The organism is Roseateles albus (assembly GCF_028595345.1).
GTDB lineage: Bacteria > Pseudomonadota > Gammaproteobacteria > Burkholderiales > Burkholderiaceae_C > Paucibacter_A > Paucibacter_A albus.
In genome coordinates this window covers 384,830-406,521 of sequence record NZ_JAQQXT010000002.1, presented here as the reverse complement: position 1 = coordinate 406,521, position 21,692 = coordinate 384,830, and the positions used below count along the sequence as shown (strand labels likewise).

Sequence of the window (21,692 nt, the reverse complement as noted above, 5' to 3'; positions counted from 1 at the left end):
GATTCGGTTAGCAACAGCGCCTGCGGCGCCGCGCCTATTGCCCTCTGCCGTGCAGGGCTGTCAGTGCATCCATCAATATGTGCAGGTGCAACATTATTCTAGAAGACGCTCAGACGCAGCCCGAAGGGGATTACCCCTTAGCCATGGCTTCTTGGCGCACAAGGTGAGCCACGATAAGCAGTTGGTTGGAAGCAAGAGCATGGCCTGAAGATGGGCCAAAAAGCAAAAAGCCCGACAGATCTGCGATCTACCGGGCTTCTTATTTCAACGTTACTTGAAGGTAACGCCTACCGAATTTGGTAGGCGCGATTGGACTCGAACCAACGACCCCCACCATGTCAAGGTGGTGCTCTAACCAGCTGAGCTACGCGCCTCAAGAGCTTCGCAGTATAGCCCGGTTTTCAGGGGTGCGCAAGAATATTTTCAAATTCACTTCATTTTCTTCTGGCAGAGCGCACGCCGTTGACCGTGGCGACATGGCGCAAGGCCTGGGCCAAACGCCCTGAATCTGCCACTTCTACGGTGAAATGGGTCCAGCTGGTTTCGCTGCGCACTGCCCTGCCAGCGTTTTTGGCCGCTTGCGTGTTGACGGCCACCACATTCATCTTCTCTTTCGAAAAGACTTCCAGCACGTCGCGCAGCAGGCCTTGGCGCTCACTGGCCTCCACGACCACGTCGACCGGGTACTGCGCCGCACCGCGCCCCTTGGCATCAAGCTCATTGGGTCGCCCCCCCCACTCCACCTCGATCACGCGTTCGCCGGCCAAGGCCGCCATTTGCCTGAAATTGCTGCAATCGAGCCGGTGGATGGCCACGCCCTTGCCGCGCGTGACGTAACCGCCAATCGCATCGGGCGGTGCCGGCCGGCAACAGCGAGCCAGATTGGTCAGCAAGGAGTCCACCCCCACCACCAACACACCGCCGCGCGGCGCGTTGGCGCCCGCCTTGCTGCGGCGCTGGGCCAAGAGCTCGTCGTCATCGGGCTCGGGCACCGGCGGGCGCAGCAGCAGTTCGATATTACGCAGCGAGTATTCGTCCTTACCCACCACCTCAAACAAAGCGTCAGCATTCTTGAAGCCCAGCCGTCCGGCCAGATCCTCCAGCTTGACCGCCGTTTTACCCTCCCGCTGCAAAAGCTTTTCGACCGCCTCGCGGCCCCGTGCAGCGGTCTGGCGCTGCGCCATCGCGTTGAACCAGGCCCGCACCTTGGTGCGCGAACGCTGGCTTTGCAGAAAACCCAGCTCGGCGTTGAGCCAATCCAACGACGGCCCGCCCTCTTTAGCCGACGTCACCTCGACTGTCTGCCCGCTCTTGAGAGGGGTGTTGAGCGGCACCATCACGCCGTCCACCTTGGCACCCCGGCAACGGTGGCCCAGATCGGTATGCACGGCGTAGGCAAAGTCAACCGGCGTAGCGCCGGCCGCCAACTCGACGATCGAGGCCTGCGGCGTGAACACATAAATGCGGTCATCGAAGACCGTGGCCGAGTCAGCGCCGGCGTCGGCTGTTGCTGCCGCACCTGCTGCTGCCCCTGCGGCGACCGATGCGTCACCCTCAACGAAGTCGCGCTCCCAAGCCAGCAGTTGACGCAGCACCGCCTTGCGGGCCTGTGCCACTTGCTCCTCAAAGTCGCCTGCCGCGCTGACGCCGGCATAGCCTCGCGCCCCGGCCTCCTTGTAGGCCCAGTGCGCAGCCACGCCATGCTCGGCATGCTCATGCATGGCGGCCGTGCGGATTTGCACTTCCATCGCCCGGCCGTCCGCACCCAGCACGACGGTGTGCAGCGATTGATAGCCGTTGGGCTTGGGCCGGGCGATGTAGTCGTCGAACTCACCATCGACCGGCGTGTACAGCTCATGCAGGCGGCTCAACACTGCATAACAGTCCGCCACAGCGGGTACGACCACGCGCAACGCGCGCAGGTCGAACACCCGCTCCAGTTGCAAACCCTTGCCCTGCATTTTTTTGTGAATGCTGTAGAGATGCTTAGGCCGGCCCTGCACCTGCGCCTCAATGCCCAGCGTCAGCAGGTCCGCCTGCAGCGCAGCGCGAGCGGCTTCAATGCTTTGCTCACGGCCCAGCCGCTTCTCGTCCAGCGCGCGCGCCAGTTCCCGGTAGGCTTGCGGCTGCAGAAAGCGAAAGGACAAATCCTCCAGCTCCCACTTGATCTGCCAAATGCCCAAGCGATTGGCCAAGGGCGCAAACACCTGCAGTGACTCGGCCGCCAGACTTCCCGGGCAAGCCTGCTTTGACGACGCAAAAAATCGCAGAGTCTGCAAGCGCGACGCCAGCCGCAAGAGCACCACCCGCAGATCGCGCGAGAAAGCCAGCAGCATCTTGCGGACTCGTTCGGTTTGCTCGGCCCGGGCGGCGGCTTCGACCCGCGCCTCGCGGGCCGCGCGCTGAATCTGCACCAGCTTGCGCGTGTGCATGACCAAGCTGGCATAGGACTCGCCGAAGGCCTTGCTGACCAACTCTTCGGGTCGAGCCAGATAGTCACCCGCGTAAACCAGGTAGGAGGCCGCCTGCATGGCCGGCGCAGCGCCGATGCCGGCCAAAATCGCGGCCACACCGTCGGCATGGACCAAGGCCTCTTCGCCGGTGTCCAACAACTGACCCGTCAGCAAAGGCTCCGCAAAGGCCCGTGCCCTGGCCACGGTGTCCAGCGGAGTGATGCCTGTCGCTGGCGCACCCCCGACCGGCGTCAGTTCAAGCGCCGGTGAGGCCTCCAGCAAACTGACGATCGCTGCGGTCTGCGCCTGCCCGCTCTGTGAACCCGTCTTCATACTGTTCCCAAAAACTCCCGCACGACCTCGATTTGATCGGCTTGTACCAGCGTCGGCGCATGGCCCACGCCGGCAAACTCATGCAGCCGCGCGCGCGGCCCGCGCTGGGTCATGGCCTGCGCGGTGGCGCTGGACAGCAAATCGGACTCGGCGCCGCGCAGCAGCAGGGTCGGGCAAGTTAGGCTGTCGTAGGCTTGCCAGAGTGCCGCCGTGCCGGCCTGGGCCGCCTCGCGCGAGACTTGCGCGAAAGGTGCGGCCAGTTGCGGGTCGTAATGCAGTCGCACACCGCCCTCCACACCGTCACCACCAGCGCCACCTTCAACAGGCTTGAACATAGGCGCCGAAAGCGCCGCCCATTGCGCCGCGCTGTGCGGGCCGAAACCTGGCGAAATGCTGGCCAAATAGGCAGCGCCCTGCTCCTGCGAATCGAAACGCATGTGCTGCCCAAGATAGCTGCCAATACGCTGCAAGGCCTCGAAACCCAGCTCCGGACCCACATCATTCAAGACCATGCGGCGCACCAGGCTGGTCGCCACGCCAGCTTCGCCCGCTGGACCCGACAATGCCGGCAAGGCCGCCAATCCCATGCCGATCAGCCCACCCATCGAGGTGCCGACCCAATCGACCTGTTCCACATCCAAGCGCGCCAGCAGCACCACCATATCCGCCACATAGGTGGGGATCTGGTAGCCAAAGGCCTGAGGCAGCCAGTCCGAACGCCCTCGGCCGGCCACGTCGGGGCAAATCACCCGGTGGCTCTCGCTCATGCGACGTGCCAAGGTATCGAAGTCACGCCCCTGGCGGGTCAGGCCGTGCACACAGACCAGAACCGGGGCCTGCGCGCCAGCTGCGCCCACACAAGCCCATTCCCAATAAGCCATGCGGCGCAGCCCCGCGCTCCCCAGGCATTGCACGTACTTCAGTTGCGGTTCTGCCATTTTTACTGTCCTCCTCGGCTCATCCTAACAAGGCGCTTGATGCGACGCTCAAGGCGCCGTCATCACCACCGAGCCATTCACCGTCACGCTGACCGAGGCTTTGCCTGCCTCCACCGGTAAGGCTTCGTCGGCTGACGCTGCCATCGCCTTGAAACGCATGGGCGGCGCGGCCATAGGCATATTGCCGGGGTCGGCGCTGTTAACGCTGACCTCTCCTATCGAGTAACCATTGAAGCCAAACTGCCGCGCGTAGTCAGCCGCGCGCGCCTTGAAGCGGGCAATCGCCTGCGCTGTCACATCGCCCTCGACCTTCTCGCGCTGCTCCTTGGACAGGCTGTATCCAACACGGGCGATGCTCATAGTGTTGATGCGGCCGCTCAGCTGCGCGATCGCGGCAGCATCCTTGCCCTCTACCAGCAACTCGGCCGAGCCCTGCCAGCCATTGATGCCGCCCTTGGCCGCATAGCGGGGATAGAGCGAGAAGTTACCGGTTTGCACCTCCACCTGACCCGGCTTGGCAATCTTGCGCGCCTCCGTCAGGGCGGCCTCCAGCGCCTGCTTCAGCTGCGTCTGCACCGTCGCCGCATCCGAGCCCTCTTTGCTGGTCGAAAAGACGATGCCCAGCACATCACGGGTGACTTCAACACTGGCGCTGGCTGTCAGGTTGAGCCGGTCTCTGGGCAAAGCATCGCTTGCCGCAAAAGCGCCACCGGCCAGGGACAACAAGCCAAGACAAATGATTGCTTTCATGAAACTCCAATTTTTGAAGACGCACACTGAGCGCCCCAGGCCGCGCAGCATTGCACGGAATCTCGCCCGGGCCAGGCCCGAGATGTTAATGAACTGTAACGAGCTGTCAGTGCGGTGCCAAAACAGACCAAAACGCACTCACAATGAGCTTGTTACAAATCAGGATCAACCCGGACTAACCAGGACTTACGGCCATGACCAGCACGCCCCCCACGCGGCCTAATCGCATTTTGATCGTCGATGACGACGCTCGCATCCGCGACCTGCTGCGCCGCTATCTGAGCCAAGAAGGGTTTGAAGTCTTGCTGGCCGAAGACGGCCGCGCCCTCACCAAGCAGCTCAGCCGCGAGACGGTCGATCTGATCGTGCTCGACTTGATGCTGCCAGGCGAAGACGGCCTGACGATCTGCCGCCGGCTGCGCGCCGGCAATGACCTGACGCCCATCATCATGCTGACGGCCAAGGTCGAGGATGTGGACCGCATCGTGGGCCTGGAGGTCGGGGCCGATGATTATTTGTCCAAGCCCTTCAACCCGCGCGAGCTGCTGGCGCGCATCAACGCGGTGCTGCGCCGTCGCCCTGTGATGGAAGCACCAGGCGCCCCATCCAAAGAAGCGATGACGGTCAACTTTGGGCCCTTTGAATTCGACTTGGCCCTGCGCCGGCTGTCGCGGGACGGCGAGGCGCTGCCCTTGACGACCGGAGAATTTTCGATGTTGAAGGCCTTGGTTCGGCACCCACGTCAGCCGCTGACCCGCGACAAGCTGGCCCAACTCGCACGCGGCCGCGACTTCGAACCCTTTGACCGCAGCCTCGATGTGCAGATCTCTCGCCTGCGCAAATTATTGGAGACCGACCCGGCTCAGCCACGCTATATCCAAACCGTCTGGGGCGTGGGTTATGTGTTTGTGCCGGACGAAACGGCCTAGGGTTCTTCGCTAAAACCAAGTCTACTTAAGCCGTGCCACGCCCCCAGCTCGCGCTGAATCTGTTCTGGCGCACTTTTGCGCTCTTGGCCCTGCTGCTGGCCGGTGGGGTGCTGGCTTGGCAACAAACATTCAAAGTCTTGGAGGCGGAGCCGCGCGCGCTCGAGGCGGCGCAGCAGTTGGCCGGCTTGGTCAATCTGAGCCGGGTCGCGCTGGCCGACACCGACAGCATCAACCGCGTTGCCGTCCTGAGCTCTTTGGCACGCAGCGAGACGGTGCAAGTGCGCGTGGCCGAGGCGCATGACCGCTGGCAGCCCTACGACAGCTCGGACTTCGCCAAGCAGCTCGCTGCCGAGATGCGCGGCCGGCTTGGGCCCGATACCGTGGTGGCGCGCAGCGTCAACGGCACGCCCGGCCTGTGGGTGCGCTTCAACATTGGCCAGGACGCCTATTGGCTGCAAACCAGCGCACGGCCCTTCAGCATCGCCAATTCGACCAATAGCTGGTGGTTGCTGATTGCCCTGATCGGTACGGTGCTGGGATCGGCGGCCATCACGCGCCTGATCAACCAGCCGCTGCGAGATCTGAGCCTGGCGGCGCACCGCATCCGCGAGGGCGAGTACGACTCGGTGCTGGATGAAAGCACCCGCACCAGCGAGATCCGCGACGTCAATATGGGCTTCAACCGGATGGCACGCGAGCTCGCCAAGATGGAAGAAGACCGCACGGTCATGCTGGCCGGCATCTCGCATGACTTGCGCACGCCACTGGCCAGGCTGCGGCTGGAGGCCGAAATGAGCGTGCCGGACGAGCAAGCGCGCCAGTTCATGGCGCAAGACATCGATCAGCTCGACGCCATCATCCACAAGTTCATGGACTATGCCCGCCCTTCGGAGCTGCAGTTACAGCCGCTGCTGCTGGGCGAAGTGGTGGACCGGGTGGCCCAGGGCTTTCGCGAACCCCAGCAGATCCGGATTCAAAACGGGGTGCAGTCTGACTTCAAGGTTTGGGCCGACGACACCGAGCTGGGCCGCGTGCTGCTGAATCTGTTCGAGAACGCCCGCCGCTACGGCCGGGCCGACGATGGCCCTGCGCAAGTTGAAGTAACAGCCAGCATCAGCGGCAACTGGGTGCATCTGCTGGTGCGCGACCATGGAAGAGGCGTGCCCTCGGACAAATTGGCCAAGCTGACCACGCCCTTCTTTCGCGGCGACGCCGCACGCACCGCCGCCAATGGCGCGGGCTTGGGTCTGGCCATCGTTGAGAAATCGGTGCAGCGCCTGGGCGGCCAGCTGGAGATCGGCAATGCCGAAGGCGGCGGCCTTTTCGCGGTGATCAAGTTGCAAAAGGCCAGCTAAGGCAAGGCTAAACCCGCAGGGGTTTGACTAGATGGCACCAGCATGGGCGCGGTGGTGGGCGGCGCCTTTGCTTCGGGCCTGGGCGTTGAAGAGCTCGCTGCCTTTGTACGTGCCTCCGATTGGGACGCTATTTTGGCTGACCGCTCGCCGCGCCGCGAGCTGAGCTTTCAGCGCCGCTGAGGATGACCGCTTGGTGGCATCCAGAATTGACTTCGGCGTCAAATTTAAGGGCCTGACGCTGCCGCCCGCTGCGGCCGGCAACAGCACCTTGTAATTCACCCTGACACGCCTGGCCCCCAGGGCGCCAAGAGCGAGCAAGGTCTGCAATAGTTGCCACTGCCGTTTCGAGCCCTCGCAACCGATTTGCTGGACGGGCGGCTGGTCACCCTGAGCGATCAAGCGCTGTTCCTCGCCATGCGGGCCTTGATGGCGGCACCGGACTTGTTCTCGCCGGTGCGGGTCGACGGCCAGCGGTTTCTTGGCCGTGGGCACACGCCTAGGCCCCTTCTACCTGGCCTACGGCGGCACGCACGATGGCGACAAAGTTTCAATTTCCGAACCCTCTGATAGCGAAAGCCAATACTTGGGCCGACCTGTTTGGCGCAAGCCGAGTGGGTGCCGACACTTTGAGCCCCTATGTCTACGCGCAGGATGTGGGCGCCTATCGACGCACTGGATTGCGATTCATACCGATGTCGCCGCAGACCGTAAGGTCAACTACTACAAAACACTCGAGGTACGCGCCAAGGGCTCAGACACACCGACCTTGGTGAAAGTCATATCGACCAACGATGTGGAACAGTTGGTGTGGCGCGCTCTGAGGCCGCTGGTTTGCACAGGCAAGTAGCAAGTTAGGCCTCCTGAGGGCGCAAATTTCGCCACCTCTGAGGGGCGGCTGGCAAGGGCTCGCGAACTGCGCAACACTGCAGCGCGTCCACCCAAACCACCACGCCAACAGCCCCTACCGGGGCATAAAGATCGGAGCGACTTGCGATGAAAGCGAACCTGAAATCCATTTCCTGCCTGCTGTGCCTGAGCGCCAGCGCACTCATCTTGAGCGCCTGTGGGAGCAGCAGCGACCCTGAGCCGAAGCCGGAGCCCAAAACCGCGTCCATCAACAGCGCCAACTACAGCGACGTCTTGGGGATCGCGGCAGGCAGTACAGACCAAAGCGAGGGTTTGATCAGGGCCGGCTTGGCGCCCATTGCCGTCGGCTTCACTCAAACCCAGCCGGGCAGCCTGGCCTGTGTCGATGGCGGCAGCCTTGATTTGAGCATTGCAGACAAGCTGCGGACCTACACGGCCGTGAATTGCAAGACCGGGCCGGTCTTCATTGCCTCGGGCACTTTGACCGAAAGCGTTGACAGCCCCGACGGCCTGAGCCGCAGCGTCAAGATCAAAGATCTGAACCTGCGCACCAGCGACACCGATCTGACCATGCAGAAGGTCAACGGCGACCTGAAGGTCAGCGTCAAGGCCGACGGCACACCGGTGAGCGCCGTGATCGACCTCAGCGTGCTCCGCAATGCCCGCACCGACACTTTTGCCCTTACGCTGGACGCCAGCGGCAATCTTATGGTCGTGATCGACACTTCGCGCTTCCCGCAAAAACTGGTGATCACCGGCGACGCCAAGACCAATAGCGTCAAGATCAGCAGCCGGGGCGACGGTTCTTCGTTGACGGCCATAGAAAGCGCCGATGGCAAAACCTATATCTTGGAGCTGCGCGAGCCCGGCAACGCCACGCCGGTCTTGACCAAGACCATCACTGCGGCCGAGCTAGAAGCCTGGGTGAAGAAGGCTCTGTAAACAGCCCCAGCGGCATTCAGAACAGGGCCCCTGCAGCGCATGGCGCGGCAGGGGCTTTGTCAATATTTCGGCGCTCAGCCCTTGGCCAACAGACAAACCGCCTGCGCCTCGATGGCCTGACACTCGCCGACCGGACCCATCTTCTCGGCCGTCTTGGCCTTGACATTGATCTGCCCAATCTCCAGGCCTAACACCTCGGCCAAGCGGGCTCGCATCAGGGGAAGGTGGGGCGCCATCTTGGGCGCTTGGGCCTTGATGGTGCTATCGATATTGACGATCTGCCAGCCCTCAAGGCGCACGCGGCGGTAGGCCTCGGCCAGCAAGACCATCGAATCGGCACCTTTGAACTCGGCCGCTGTGTCAGGAAAAAGCTTGCCGATATCACCCAAAGCCGCTGCGCCCAGCAGCGCATCGGTGATTGCATGCGCGAGCGCGTCGGCGTCCGAATGACCCAGCAGGCCATGTGTATGCGGGATGGTGACGCCGCCCAGCACCAGGGGCCGGCCCAGCACCAAAGCATGGGTGTCCCAACCTTCGCCGATTCGGAATGGGCAGGGCATCGGGCTGTGCGGCGGTAAGGCAGGAGTTTGAGTTTGTGTCATGGCGTTGGTGGGAGCTAAGGCAGCGAGCCTAGATCAAAAACGCCGCGAGCTTAGCGCGGATTTACACAAAGCTGCGCTACGCTCGCGGCCTTGCCCATCTGCTGACCATGCCTGCATCAAATTTTCAAACCTGCCTCAAGCTGGCCACAAGCCGGCGGCGGCAATGCGTTCTCCTTTTCGTTGCGTCTGCACTGGCGCTGAGTACCGGCACTGGCTTCGCTCAAGAAGAAGCCGCTGCGCAGGCTGCGCCTGTGGAAGCACTCAAACGCCCCAAGATCGGCTTGGTGCTGTCCGGCGGCGGCGTGCGCGGCCTGGCCCATATCGGGGTGCTGCGAGTGCTGCAAGAGCTGCATGTGCCGGTGGACGTGGTGGTGGGCACCAGCATGGGCGCGGTGGTGGGCGGCGCTTTCGCCTCCGGGCGCAGCATCGAGGAGTTGGAGAACTTTGTTCAGGGCACCGACTGGCCGGCGATTCTTGCGGACCGGCCGCCGCGTCAATCCCTGAGTTTTCGCCGCCGCGAGGAGGACCAACTGCTGCCCTCACGCATCGAACTGGGATTGCACCGCGCCACCGGCGTCAGCTTGCCCCCCTCGGCAGCGGGAAACAGCGCCTTGGAATTTGCGCTGGAGCGCCTGGTGCCGCCCGCGCAAGCCGAAGCGCCGATCAGCCAACTGAGCCTGCCCTTTCGCGCCGTGGCCACCGACCTGCTCAGCGGCGACATGCTGGAGATGATTGACACGCCGCTGTTCCTGGCCATGCGCGCTTCGATGGCAGTGCCCGGCGTGTTCACCCCGGCGCGCATCAATGGCCGGCAGGTTGTGGACGGCGGCCTGGTGCGCAATCTACCGATCGATATCGCCCGCAAAATGGGCGCCGAGATCATCATCGCGGTCAATGTGGGTTCACCGCTGCTGGAAGAACGCGAGATCAACAGCGCGGTCGGCGTCGCCAACCAGATGCTGCAGATTCTGACCAATCAAAACGTCGCCCAATCGTTGCGGGGGCTGCGGCCCGACGATGTCTTGATCGACCCCGATCTGGGCAATATCGCCTTCATGGACTTCGGTCGCCACCAGGAAGCGGTCGCCTCCGGTCAGCGGGCTGCGTTTGCCTCGCATGAACGTCTGCGCCAGCTGGCCATACCGCCCGAGGTTTACGCTGCACTGGAATCCAGGCGGCAGCAAACGGCTGAAGCGGCAAACCCCAGCAAGCGCCTGCCCTTGGCCAGCCTGGAGATTCGCGGCACGCAGCGCAGCAACCCTGCAGCATTGAAGGCCGAAATCGACTTGCCGCTGGGAGAGCCGGTCAGCGTCGGCGACATTCAAAAAGCCAGCGCGCAGCTCTATGGGCGCGGCGACTTCGAGCGTATTGACGCGCAGATCAGCGACGAAAAAGGCCAACGCCAGGTCACCCTCAACGTCAGTGAGGCCGACTGGGCCAGCAGCCGCCTCAGAGTCGGACTGGAGCTCTACAGCGACTTTGATGACGCCAATCGTTTCACGGTGCGGCTGATGCATGTGTGGACCTGGCTCAACCCATGGGGCGCCGAGCTGCGCACCAATGCCAGCATCGGCGACAAGCGCTGGCTGGGCACGGAGTTGTTTCAACCCTTGGGTGCCGGCTCACCCTGGTTCCTGAGCACCGAAGCGCATTACCGGGCTGGCAGCATTGACCAATACAGCAGTCTGGGTTTGCGTACCGCTAGGGTGAGCGCCAATGGCGCGGAGGTCTCGGTGGCCTTGGGCCGGCAGCTCTCCAATTGGGGCGATGTGCGCCTTGGCGTAGGCAAGCTGCGGGAAAGCGCCAGGCTGACGATTCCCGAGCCTCAGAATGCCGAACAGCTGAACGGCTACTACTCGCACCGATTCATGGAGATCCGGACCGACACCTTGGACTCCTTGGCCTTCCCGACCCGGGGCCTGCTGTTTGGTCTCAGCTTGGAGGAGTACCGAAACCGCGACAAGGAGTCAGTAGGCAAGGTGGAGTTGCGAGGCCTGAGCGCCTTCCGCTGGGGCCAGTGGGCCGGCCATGTGTATGGCGAAGTGGCCTCCTCGTCGATCGGCACGACCGGAGATTTGGGCGGATTCTTGCGCCTCTCCGGCTCGCCGCAAGGCTCATTGAGCGGCCGGGCCGTGGCGATGACCCGCCTGGTGATGGCGCGCAATATTGCACAGATGCCGGTCGGCTTGGGCGGTGCCATTCGCGCCGGCTTCTCGCTGGAAGCGGGATCAATCTTGCGCGCCAGCGACAACAGCTTGTTCGCCTTTGCCTTGCCCGAATCCAAGCTGGCCGCCAGCGGTTTTCTGTCCTTGGACACCCGCTTTGGCCCCTTCTACCTGGCGGCGGGCAGCACCTATCAGGGCAGATCTTCGCTGTATCTGTTCCTGGGGCCAATCTGGTAATCAATCGGCTGTTCGGCGCATCGCGGTGAACTGCGCAAACTCCCATGAACGCAGACCCAGCAGCAGCGTGAAGCCGTCACGCTCGCTGGCCTGCAGGCGCTGATCGTCCTGGTGCAAGCGCGCCAACTCGGCGGCCAACTGGCGGATTTTCTGTACCAACTCCTGCGCGCTCGGGTTGGACAGGCGCCCATGCACGCACAGCAAGGCCTCGCCGGGCGCATCAAAACGTCCGCCGAAGTAATCATCCACCACATGCTTGCGGAAGAACTGCTGCACCGGCCCATCCGCGATCCAGCGAAACGCAATCGACACCCGCATGCGGTAGCGATTCATCGCCTTCAGCTCGATCAGTTCCAGCCGGTCGAGTTTGACTAAATAGCCGATGCACTCGGTCTCACTGATCGCATAGACCTCGATGATCTGCGCCAGCGTCCAGTGGCCCAGGCAGCAAATCGCAACCAGCAGCAGCTTGGGGTCACGCACCAATGAGCGCTCTTGATCGAGCGTCAGCGTGTCGGCATGGGGCGCGCAATCGGCCGCCTGGCGCAACACATCTTCCATCGCCACGCCGACCGCTTTGCAGATCTGCTCCAGCCGGCTCAGGCTCATATCGCCTTGCGAAAACACCCGTTTAACGCTGGATTCGCTCATCGCGAGACGCAGCGCCAGCTGCTTGTAGGTCATATCGGCGGCGCGCATTTCGCTGCGCAGCACTTGAATCAAAATTTCCGGACTGCTCATACACCCTCCCAGGCTCGGCTTGTTTGGTGGCGAATATTAATACCAAACATAGAGAAATACCCTGGAAGTCCCGAAAATCAATGAAGCCAGCCCTTAAGACCTCGTGCTGAGCAAGCGTTCGGCCAGCGCGAAGTCCTCGGGCCAAGTCACCTTGAAGTTCTCGATTGAGCATTCGACCAACAAGGGGCTGTGGCCCAAGGCCTCGATCGCGCTGGCCTCGTCGGTGATGGATTCGCCTGCATGAGCCAGCGCCGGCATCAAGAGACCGAGGCGGAACATCTGCGGCGTTTGCGCCGCCCATTTCTCGGCCCGCGAGATGGTTGATGCAACCCTGCCTTGGTTTGATGCCTTCAAGGTATCGGCCAAGGGCTGAGCCAGCAAACCGCCCACTTCATCGGCTTCGCAGGCGGTGATCAAGCGCTCGACCCATTCGGGGCGCAGCAAGCAACGCGCCGCGTCATGCACCAGCACCCAGTCATGCGGCTGGGCACCGCGCGCCAGCAGTTCACGCAAGCCATTGGCGACCGTCTCGGCCCGACTGGCGCCACCGCAACGCGCCAGCCAGCTCGTTTCACCGACAAACTCGGGCATGGCCCCTTCGAACAAGTCATCGTCCGGCGCCAGCACCACCAGCGTGGCGGCAAGGCCCGGCACCCGCGCCAAGGCGCTCAAGGTATGCGCCATCATCGGCCGCCCGGCCAACGGCACATATTGTTTGGGGCCCTCTGCGCCCGAGCGGCTGCCGATGCCGGCGGCCGGCACCAAGGCATAACAGCGTGGCTGCACACCCACCGTGTAATTGTTCTGGCTCATCATCGCTTCATTCTAGGAGGCTGGCGGACTTGGAGCGGCGAAAGCGAGAATCGGCCCCAGCCAGGACAGTTGGTGCCGGATTTGCAGCCCCATAGCCCGGCTATGGGGCAAAAAGACGGTGCCGAATGGACGGCTGCGGTCGGTTCGCAGCCGCCGGACTCCAAGTCCGACAGCCTCCTCGGGTGGCGCTCTAAAATGCCCGGCTCCATGCAGATCCAAGACCTACGCCTGCGCCTGCGCGCGCTCGGCGCAAAACCCGAACACGAACAACGCGTCCTGCGCGACTGGGTGCAGGTGCGCGTGCGCGACAGCGGCCGGCGGCGCCCCGGCAACTACCTGCCGCTGGCCCTGCGGGAGGCTTTGCCGGCCATCGAGGCCGAGTTGGCGGGCCTGACCCGCTTGATCTCCAGCCATCCCGGCGAGGACGGCTCGGCGCGCCTGCTGGTGGGCCTGCAGGACGGGCAAACGGTCGAATCTGTGCTCTTGCCACGCGACGGCCTGTGCGTGTCGTCCCAGGTGGGCTGCGCGGTTGGCTGCGTGTTTTGCATGACCGGACGGGACGGCTTGATCCGCCAGGTCTCCAGCGCCGAAATCGTCGCCCAAGTCACGTTGGCACGGACCCTGCGGCCGGTCAAAAAAGTCGTCTTCATGGGCATGGGCGAGCCGGCGCACAACCTCGACAATGTGATCGAGGCGATCAACTTGCTCGGCAGCGAAGGCAATATCGGCCACAAGAACCTGGTCTTCTCCAGCGTCGGCGACCCGCGCATCTTCACGCGCTTGGCCGAGGGGCAGGTCAAGCCGGCCCTGGCCCTGTCGCTGCACACCAGCAAGGCGGAGTTGCGCGAACGCCTGCTGCCGCGCGCGCCGCGCCTGACGCCGGATGAGCTAGTCGAACTCGGTGAACGCTATGCACGCGCGACCGGCTACCCGATCCAATATCAATGGACGTTGCTGGACGGCATCAATGACAGCGCCGAGGAACTCGATGGCATCGTGCGGCTGCTCAGCGGCAAATACGCGCTCTTGAACATGATCCCCTACAACGCCATCCCGGACCTCGAGTTCCAGCGTCCGAGCTGGGAGAAAGCCGCCGCGATCGCACGCCATCTGCACCAGCGCGGCATTCTGACCAAGTTGCGCGACTCAGCGGGGCAGGATGTGGACGGCGGCTGCGGCCAACTGCGCGCGCGGGCGCAAACCGGCAGCGCCCCGGTCAAGATCCACCCCCGGCGACCCCACAACTGAGTCGGCGCGCGGGGCTTGCCTACAATCATGGCAGCCCCACCCCGGGGCTGTTTCCATTTGTGGCCCCATGCAGCTTCCTCTGATCTCTCCCGGCAAGAAATTCACCCAGGCGCGCCCGACCGGCTCGGCCGACGCCCTGCTGCTGGCCCGCTTTGCCGTGCAGCAGATGGCTGCGGGGCGCATCACAGCGATCTTCACGGCCGAGCCGGGCGACACGCAGCGGCTCGAGGACGAGCTGAAATTCTTTGCGCCGCAGTTACGCGTTGGCGTCTTCCCAGACTGGGAGACCCTGCCCTACGACACCTTCAGCCCACACCAGGACCTGATCTCGGAGCGCCTGGCCACGCTCTGGCAGCTGCTGCAGAGCCGCGGCAAGCCGGCCGACCAGCGCGAGCTGGATGTGGTCCTTTTGCCCGCCGCGACCGCGCTGACGCGCCTCGCGCCACCGAGCTTCTTTGCCGCCACCACCTTCAACTTCAAGCAAAAGCAACGCCTCGACGAAGCCGCGCTGAAGTCGCAACTGACGCTGGCCGGCTACTCGCATGTCTCCCAGGTGGTGTCACCGGGCGAATACGCGGTGCGCGGTGGCCTGATCGATCTTTTCCCGATGGGCTCCTTGGTGCCCTACCGGGTCGACCTGTTCGGCGATGAGGTCGACTCGATCCGCACCTTTGACCCCGACACCCAGCGCAGCCTCTACCCGGTGCCCGAGGTGCGGCTGCTGCCGGGCCGTGAGTTCCCGATGGATGAGGCGGCTAGGAAGGCCTTTCGCTCGCGCTGGCGCGAGAAGATGGACGGCGACCCGACCCGCTCACGCCTTTACAAAGACATCGACCAAGGCATTGCGTCCGGCGGTATCGAGTACTACCTGCCGATCTTTTTCGAGCAAACCGCCAGCATTTTCGAATTCCTGGGCGAGCAATGCGCATTGGCGCTGCACGGCGAGGTCGACGAGGCGCTGACGCGCTTTTGGACCGACACCCGCGAGCGCCATCGCTTTTTGCAGCATGACCCCGAGCGCCCCATCCTGGCGCCGGAAGAGCTCTTCCTCAAGGTCGAGGATTTTTTTGCACTGACCCATGTGCATCCGGTGCTCGCGATCCGCGGTTCCGAGCCGGTTGACTATGCGCGGCCGCTGCCCGACGTCAGCGTCGAGCGCGGCGCGCAGGAGCCGCTGGCGCGTTTGGCCGCGCATCTGAAGGCGACGCCGCACCGGGTCTTGCTGCTGGCCGAAAGCGAAGGCCGGCGCGAGAGCCTGCTGGAGCTGCTGCGCGACAACAAGATCGATCCACCTTCGGTCGCAAATCTGGCCGAGTTCGAAGTTAGTACCGAGAAGTTCGCGATCACGGTCGCACCCTTGGCCGCCGGCTTCTTCTGGCGTGAGCCTGAAGACGGTAGACAGATTCAGCTCTTTACCGAAACGGAATTGTTCGCGACCACGCCGACGACAAGGCGGCGGCGCAAACAAGAGCAGGTCTCCGACGTCAATGCGCTGATCAAGGACTTGTCCGAGCTCAAGGTCGGCGATCCGGTGGTGCATAACAACCATGGCATCGGGCGCTACCAGGGCCTGATCAATATCGACATCGGCGACGGGCCGTCCGAGTTCCTGCACCTGATCTACGCCGATGAGGCCACGCTTTATGTGCCGGTCTCGCAGCTGCACCTGATCAGCCGCTACACCGGCGTCAGCGCCGAAGAAGCGCCGCTGCACCGCCTCGGCTCCGGCCAATGGGAAAAAGCCAAGCGCAAGGCGGCCGAACAGGTGCGCGACACCGCCGCCGAGCTGCTCAATCTCTACGCCCGCAGAGCCGCCCGCGAAGGCCATGCCTTCCGCTACTCCGGCCCCGACTACGAGGCCTTTGCCACCAGCTTCGGCTTTGAGGAAACACCCGATCAGCGCGCGGCCATCCATGCGGTGATCCAGGACATGATCAGCCCCAAGCCAATGGACCGATTGGTCTGCGGCGATGTGGGCTTCGGCAAAACCGAGGTGGCGCTGCGCGCGGCCTTTGTGGCCGTGATGGGCGGCAAGCAGGTCGCCATCCTGGCGCCGACCACCTTGCTGGCCGAGCAGCATTACCAGAACATCGCTGACCGTTTCGGCAAATGGCCGGTGCGCGTGGCCGAGATGAGCCGCTTCCGCTCCGCCAAGGAGATCAAGGCCGCGATGGCGGGCCTGGCCGACGGCACCATCGACATCGTCATCGGCACCCACAAGCTGCTCAGCCCGGATGTGAAGTTCGCTAGGCTGGGCCTCTTGGTGATCGACGAGGAACACCGTTTCGGCGTGCGCCACAAAGAGCAGATGAAGGCGATGCGGGCCGAGGTCGATGTGCTGACGCTCACCGCCACGCCGATCCCGCGCACCTTGGGCATGGCCCTCGAAGGCCTGCGCGACTTGAGCGTTATCGCGACGGCACCGCAGCGCCGCCTGGCAATCAAGACCTTTGTCCGGGCCGAGAGCAGCGGCACGATACGCGAGGCGATTCTGCGCGAGTTGAAGCGCGGCGGTCAGGTCTACTTTCTGCACAACGAGGTCGAGACGATCGAGAACCGGCGCCAAAAATTGGCCGAGCTGGTCCCCGAGGCGCGCATCATCATTGCGCACGGCCAGATGCCCGAGCGCGAGCTGGAGCGCGTGATGCGCGAGTTCGTCGGCGGCAAACATAATGTGCTGCTGTGCTCGACAATTATTGAAACCGGCATCGACGTGCCGAGCGCCAACACCATCATCATGGCGCGCGCCGACAAGTTCGGTCTGGCGCAGCTGCACCAGCTGCGAGGCCGGGTCGGCCGCTCCCACCATCAGGCGTACGCCTATTTGTTGGTGCCCGATATCGAAGGGCTGACCAAGCAGGCGGCGCAGCGCCTGGACGCAATCCAGGCGATGGAGGAGTTAGGTTCGGGCTTCTATCTCGCCATGCATGACCTGGAAATTCGCGGTGCCGGCCAGATGCTGGGCGAGAACCAGAGCGGCAATATGATGGAAATCGGCTTTCAGCTCTATAACGAGATGCTGGCCGAGGCGGTGCGCGCGCTCAAGTCCGGCAAAGAACCCGATCTGCTCAGCCCTTTGGGCGCCGTCACCGAAATCAATCTGCACGCACCCGCCCTGCTGCCCGACGCCTACTGCGGCGATGTGCACCAGCGCCTCTCGCTCTACAAGCGCCTGGCCTCGGCGGAGAAGAGCGAGCAGATCGACAAGTTGCTGGAAGAAGTCACCGACCGTTTCGGCAAGTTGCCCAGCCAGGGTCAGACCTTGTTCGATACCCACCGCCTGCGCGTGCTGGCCAAGCCATACGGCGTGGCCAAGATCGATGCCGCCCCGCTGGCGATGAATATCAACTTCCGCCCCAATCCACCGATCGACGCGATGCGGGTGATCGAGCTGGTGCAGAAGAACCGCAACATCAAGCTGGTCGGCAACGACAAGTTGCGCATCGACAAGGCGCTCAGCGACCCCAAGGACCGGGCGCAGGCGATTCGCGAAGTGCTGCGGCTGCTGGGCGCTCCGATCAAACAAGACTGATAGACCTTCAAGATGACGACAACGAATTTAGTGCTGCAAGGCATCACCCCGCCGTTGGCCTTGGCCGACTTCAAACTCGCGGCCTTCGACATGGACTCGACGCTGATCAGCATCGAATGCATCGATGAGATCGCCGATGCTGCCGGCCGCAAGGCCGAGGTGGCGGCCATCACCGAGGCGGCGATGCGGGGCGAAATCACCGACTTCAAAGACAGCCTGCGCCGGCGCTTGGCGCTGCTCAAGGGCGTGCCGGTCACGGCGCTGGATGCCGTCTTGAAGGAGCGTCTGCAGTTCAACCCCGGCGCGCGCGAGCTGTGCGCGGCGCTCAAGGCCGCCGGCGTCAAGCTGCTGCTGGTGTCGGGGGGCTTCACGTTTTTTGCCCGCTATGTGGCCGCCGAGCTGGGCATGGACTTTGTGCGCAGCAATGAGCTGGAAGTCAAAGACGGCCTGCTCACCGGCGGCCTCGTCATGCAGGACTGGGGCGATATCTGCGACGGCGAAGAAAAGCGCCGCATGATGCTGCAATGCGCGGCCGAGATTGGCTGCAGCCCCGAGCAATGCATCGCGGTCGGTGACGGCGCCAACGACCTCTTGATGATGGGCGCGGCCGGCCTGTCGGTGGCCTATCACGCCAAACCCCGGGTGCGCGAGCAGGCGATGGTGGCGATCAACGCAGGCGGGCTTGAGCAGTTGCTGAGTTTGATGACTCGCAACTAAACCTGGCTAAACCTAGCTAAAGCTGGCGTAGGATGGACTTGGACCATCCAAGCGAGCCCTAAGCTTATGCCTGATCACGCTGCCCCGCCCGCCTTGCCGCCTTTGGCGCCCCAGCAGCTATTCGACTCGCTGGATCAGGCCAGTCTTGGCCTGATCTGGGTGGATGAATCGGCAACGATTCGGCATTCCAATCACTATTTCCGCCAATTCAGCGTCGCGGCGGACTATCTGCACGAGTGCTTTCAAGATCTCAGCCTTGAACGCTGGCAGACCCTGATGCGCCAGGACGGCCCTCCCGAACTCCGGCAACAAACCTTGTTGCTGCAACTCACTCTGGCCGAGGGCGGGCAACGCAGCTTCGAATTGCAGTTTCAGTCACTGCCCGACGCCGAGTCAAAACTGACCCTGATGCTGTTGCGCCCCATGGACGAGCGCATCGAGCGCGAGGCGGTCTCAGCACTCCAGCATGATGTATTGGAGGCCGTGGCGCTGGGGCGGCCGCTGCCGGTCGTGATGGACCTGCTGTGCCGGCGTGTTGAAGCCTTGGCACCGGACGTCATCTGCTCGGTGCTCGCGGTGGACGAGGCCGGTTTGCTGCACCCCTTGGCTGCACCCAGCCTACCCTCCAATTTCAGCGCAGCCTTGGATGGGCTGGCCATAGGCCCATCGGTGGGCTCATGCGGCACGGCAGCCTTTCGAGGTCAAGCCGTGCAGGTCACTGATATTGCCAATGACCCCTTGTGGGCCGACTATCGGGCCTTGGCCCTGTCCTTTGGCCTCGGTGCTTGTTGGTCGACACCGATTTTTCTCAACCCGCAACGGGTCGGGGCGACCTTCGCACTCTATTACCGCGAGGCCCGCGTTGCGGCAGATTTTCACCGCCGCATGGTCGAGGCCTGCGAGCAGCTCTGCACGGTGGCGCTCAAGCATGACGAGCATCTGCGCCAAATCGAGCGCCTGGCCTATTTCGACGGTGTCACCGGCTTGCCCAATCGCACGCTGTTTGCCGATCGGGTTCGGCAGGGCTTGCCGCTGGCCGGGCGCACAGGCGCGCCCGCAGCCTTGCTGTTGCTGGACTTGGACCGCTTCAAAACCGTCAATGACACCCTGGGCCACGCCAGCGGCGACGAGGTGCTGCGCCAAGCCGCGCTGCGCCTGAGTGCTTGCCTGCGCGAGGCGGACACCTTGGCGCGCTTTGGCGGCGATGAGTTTGTTGCCTGGTTGCCCGGCTGCAGCGCCAGCTATGCGATGCAGGTCGCGGCCAAGCTGCTGGCCAGCCTGGAGCTGCCGCTGGAGCTGACGGGCCAAGATGCACCGCTGCTGATCAGCGCCAGCATCGGTGTGAGCTGCTACCCCGATGACGGCCATGAGCTCGACAAGCTGCTCAAGCATGCCGATATCGCCATGTACGAAGCCAAGCGGGCCGGCCGCAACTGCGCGCGCTTTTACCTGCCGGCAATGAATCAAGCCCTGGACACCCGCATGGCGCTTGAAAGCGCGCTGCGCCTGGCGCTTTCGAGCAATTCGCTGGCCCTGCACTATCAGCCCAAGGTGCGCTTGAGCGACGGCGCGCTGGTCGGTGCGGAGGCCTTGCTGCGCTGGTGGCATCCGCAACATGGCCAAGTGCCGCCCGACACCTTCATCCCCATGGCCGAAGAATGCGGCCTGGTCAACGCCTTGGATGCCTGGGTGCTGGAGGCGGCCTGCGCGCAACTGGCCAGCTGGCGCGAACAAGGGGTGGCTATTCAAGCGGTCGCGGTCAATGTCTCGCCCACCCGATTTCAGCAAGACGATGTGGCAGCGCATGTGCATTCGCTGCTGCAGAAACATGATTTGCGCGCCGAACAGATCACGCTGGAGATGACCGAACGCCTGCTGCTGGAGCATGAGACGCGCACCGTGGACCAGCTCAATCAACTGCATTCAATGGGCGTGCGCTTGTCCATAGATGATTTCGGTACTGGCTACTCCAGCCTGAGCTATTTGAAGCGTCTGCCCGTCAGCGAGCTCAAGCTCGACAAAAGCTTTGTGCGCGATCTGGAGACCGACGCCGATGACCGCGCGCTGTCCAGCGCCGTGATCGGCATTGGCCGCGCCTTGGGCCTGGCCGTGGTGGCCGAAGGTGTCGAGACCGAGGGGCAGCGGCGCGTACTGATCGAAGCCGGCTGCGAAATCGCTCAAGGTTACTTTTTCGCCCGCCCACAGTCCGCGCAGGACTTGCAGGCCTGGCTCAAGCTTCGCTGACGAAAGTTACAGGCGATTTGCGCTGATCACCACGCCGTCGGCGTCGGCGTACAGCCAATCTCCAGGGCGAATGCTGACACCCTGAACCTGCAGCAGCACGTCGGCCAGACCTTGGCCCTTGCGATCGGTGGGCATAGGCACAAGGCCCAAGGCCAGAATGCCGACCTGCGCCTGCGCCAGCTCGGCCACATCGCGCACACAGCCATTGATCACAAGCCCGGCCCAGCCGTGATGAGCGGCGGCCATACCCAATTGCCCGCCCAGCAAAGCCCGCCGCAGCGAGCCGGCGCCATCGACCACCAAGACGCGCCCGTTTCCGGGACTCTCCACGGCGGCCTTGACCAGGCTATTGTCCTCAAAGCATTTGACCGTGCTGACTGGGCCAGCAAAGCGACTCAGTCCGCCATAACTGCGAAAGACGCCGGGCATCCAACGGAAGTTGCCCGAGTCATCGCTTTTATGAGCATCGCAAAAATCACAGGTCGAAAATTCTTGATCCATCACGATTGCACCCTGCCATCGGCCAAAGGGTCGGCCAAAGGGTCGGCCAAGACCTTGATGCGTACGCCCTGCATGGACACGACCTGACCGGCGCGTATCTTGGCCGTCTTGCGCAGCTCGTCCTGCCCGTTCACTTGCACATGGCCCTCGCTGATCAACACGCGGGCGCGCCCGCCGCTCTCGACCAAGCCATTGGCCTTGAGCAGCTTGTCCAACTCGATGTATTCGCCGCGTAGTTCAAATTCGATTTGAGAGATCTTCATGGCCGGATTGTCTCAAACCTGGCCGCCTCCATGCCAAAAGCAATGCCAAGCATCGGCTAAGC

17 protein-coding genes and 1 tRNA gene are annotated in these 21,692 nt (G+C 63.4%); 9 read left to right on the top strand and 9 right to left on the bottom strand.

The annotated features are described in order from the left end of the window. Positions 1–297: 297 nt before the first annotated feature. The 4 genes from PRZ03_RS04705 to PRZ03_RS04690 all read right to left on the bottom strand — a co-directional run bounded on the left by PRZ03_RS04705 (position 298) and on the right by PRZ03_RS04690 (position 4,474). Positions 298–374: transfer RNA gene (locus PRZ03_RS04705), tRNA-Val, on the bottom strand. Positions 375–434: 60 nt separating this feature from the next. Beyond that, entirely contained in the window at positions 435–2,786 is a 2,352-nt protein-coding gene (locus PRZ03_RS04700) for a RelA/SpoT family protein (protein ID WP_273599235.1), read from the bottom strand. Beyond that, complete coding sequence (locus PRZ03_RS04695) at positions 2,783–3,724, bottom strand: alpha/beta fold hydrolase (protein WP_273599234.1); 942 nt, start codon at positions 3,722–3,724, stop codon at positions 2,783–2,785. The genes PRZ03_RS04700 and PRZ03_RS04695 overlap by 4 nt, the downstream gene beginning before the upstream one ends. A gap of 48 nt (positions 3,725–3,772) precedes the next feature. Further along, positions 3,773–4,474: an SIMPL domain-containing protein gene (locus PRZ03_RS04690; RefSeq protein WP_263532042.1), complete on the bottom strand. Its 702-nt coding sequence runs from the start codon at positions 4,472–4,474 to the stop codon at positions 3,773–3,775. A 194-nt stretch (positions 4,475–4,668) separates the two neighbouring features. Here PRZ03_RS04690 and ompR point away from each other — a divergent pair, with 194 nt between their 5' ends. The 4 genes from ompR (at position 4,669) to PRZ03_RS04670 (ending at position 8,567) form a co-directional block, all read left to right on the top strand. After that, on the top strand, positions 4,669–5,403 hold the full coding sequence (gene ompR, locus PRZ03_RS04685; protein WP_263532041.1) for an osmolarity response regulator transcription factor OmpR: 735 nt from the start codon (positions 4,669–4,671) through the stop codon (positions 5,401–5,403). 32 nt (positions 5,404–5,435) lie between these two features. After that, positions 5,436–6,758 (top strand): ATP-binding protein, encoded by a 1,323-nt coding sequence (locus tag PRZ03_RS04680; protein ID WP_273599233.1) that lies wholly within the window; start codon positions 5,436–5,438, stop codon positions 6,756–6,758. 42 nt (positions 6,759–6,800) lie between these two features. Continuing rightward, entirely contained in the window at positions 6,801–6,938 is a 138-nt protein-coding gene (locus tag PRZ03_RS04675; protein WP_273599232.1) for a hypothetical protein, read from the top strand. Between the two features lie 813 nt (positions 6,939–7,751). Beyond that, the gene (locus PRZ03_RS04670) at positions 7,752–8,567 is read left to right on the top strand and encodes a hypothetical protein (RefSeq protein ID WP_273599231.1); all 816 of its coding nucleotides are present in this window, start codon (positions 7,752–7,754) and stop codon (positions 8,565–8,567) included. 74 nt (positions 8,568–8,641) lie between these two features. Here the strand turns inward: PRZ03_RS04670 and ispF are convergent, their stop codons facing one another. After that, entirely contained in the window at positions 8,642–9,169 is a 528-nt protein-coding gene (ispF, locus tag PRZ03_RS04665; RefSeq protein WP_273599230.1) for a 2-C-methyl-D-erythritol 2,4-cyclodiphosphate synthase, read from the bottom strand. A 251-nt stretch (positions 9,170–9,420) separates the two neighbouring features. Here ispF and PRZ03_RS04660 point away from each other — a divergent pair, with 251 nt between their 5' ends. Beyond that, positions 9,421–11,571, top strand: a complete 2,151-nt coding sequence (locus PRZ03_RS04660) for a patatin-like phospholipase family protein (RefSeq protein WP_273599229.1) — start codon at positions 9,421–9,423, stop codon at positions 11,569–11,571. On the opposite strand, the gene PRZ03_RS04655 is transcribed toward PRZ03_RS04660, so the two are convergent. Both PRZ03_RS04655 and ispD read right to left on the bottom strand, forming a co-directional pair. Next, positions 11,572–12,312, bottom strand: coding sequence for a helix-turn-helix domain-containing protein (locus PRZ03_RS04655; RefSeq protein ID WP_273599228.1), 741 nt, complete (start codon positions 12,310–12,312; stop codon positions 11,572–11,574). Between the two features lie 93 nt (positions 12,313–12,405). Continuing rightward, the gene (ispD, locus tag PRZ03_RS04650; protein ID WP_273599227.1) at positions 12,406–13,128 is read right to left on the bottom strand and encodes a 2-C-methyl-D-erythritol 4-phosphate cytidylyltransferase; all 723 of its coding nucleotides are present in this window, start codon (positions 13,126–13,128) and stop codon (positions 12,406–12,408) included. Positions 13,129–13,332: 204 nt separating this feature from the next. On the opposite strand from ispD, the gene PRZ03_RS04645 reads away from it, so the two are divergent. From PRZ03_RS04645 to PRZ03_RS04630, 4 genes are all read left to right on the top strand, one after another. After that, positions 13,333–14,373, top strand: coding sequence for an RNA methyltransferase (locus PRZ03_RS04645; RefSeq protein WP_273599226.1), 1,041 nt, complete (start codon positions 13,333–13,335; stop codon positions 14,371–14,373). 67 nt (positions 14,374–14,440) lie between these two features. After that, positions 14,441–17,905 carry a transcription-repair coupling factor gene (mfd, locus tag PRZ03_RS04640; protein ID WP_273599225.1) on the top strand — a complete coding sequence of 1,155 codons (3,465 nt, stop codon included), beginning with the start codon at positions 14,441–14,443 and terminating at the stop codon, positions 17,903–17,905. Between the two features lie 12 nt (positions 17,906–17,917). Then, on the top strand, positions 17,918–18,622 hold the full coding sequence (serB, locus tag PRZ03_RS04635; protein ID WP_273599224.1) for a phosphoserine phosphatase SerB: 705 nt from the start codon (positions 17,918–17,920) through the stop codon (positions 18,620–18,622). A gap of 66 nt (positions 18,623–18,688) precedes the next feature. Next, positions 18,689–20,866 carry a putative bifunctional diguanylate cyclase/phosphodiesterase gene (locus PRZ03_RS04630; protein ID WP_273599223.1) on the top strand — a complete coding sequence of 726 codons (2,178 nt, stop codon included), beginning with the start codon at positions 18,689–18,691 and terminating at the stop codon, positions 20,864–20,866. A gap of 6 nt (positions 20,867–20,872) precedes the next feature. Here the strand turns inward: PRZ03_RS04630 and rraA are convergent, their stop codons facing one another. Further along, entirely contained in the window at positions 20,873–21,367 is a 495-nt protein-coding gene (gene rraA / locus PRZ03_RS04625) for a ribonuclease E activity regulator RraA (protein ID WP_263532029.1), read from the bottom strand. Further along, entirely contained in the window at positions 21,367–21,624 is a 258-nt protein-coding gene (locus PRZ03_RS04620) for an RNA-binding S4 domain-containing protein (protein WP_273599349.1), read from the bottom strand. The genes rraA and PRZ03_RS04620 overlap by 1 nt, the downstream gene beginning before the upstream one ends. Between the last annotated feature and the right edge of the window lie 68 nt (positions 21,625–21,692).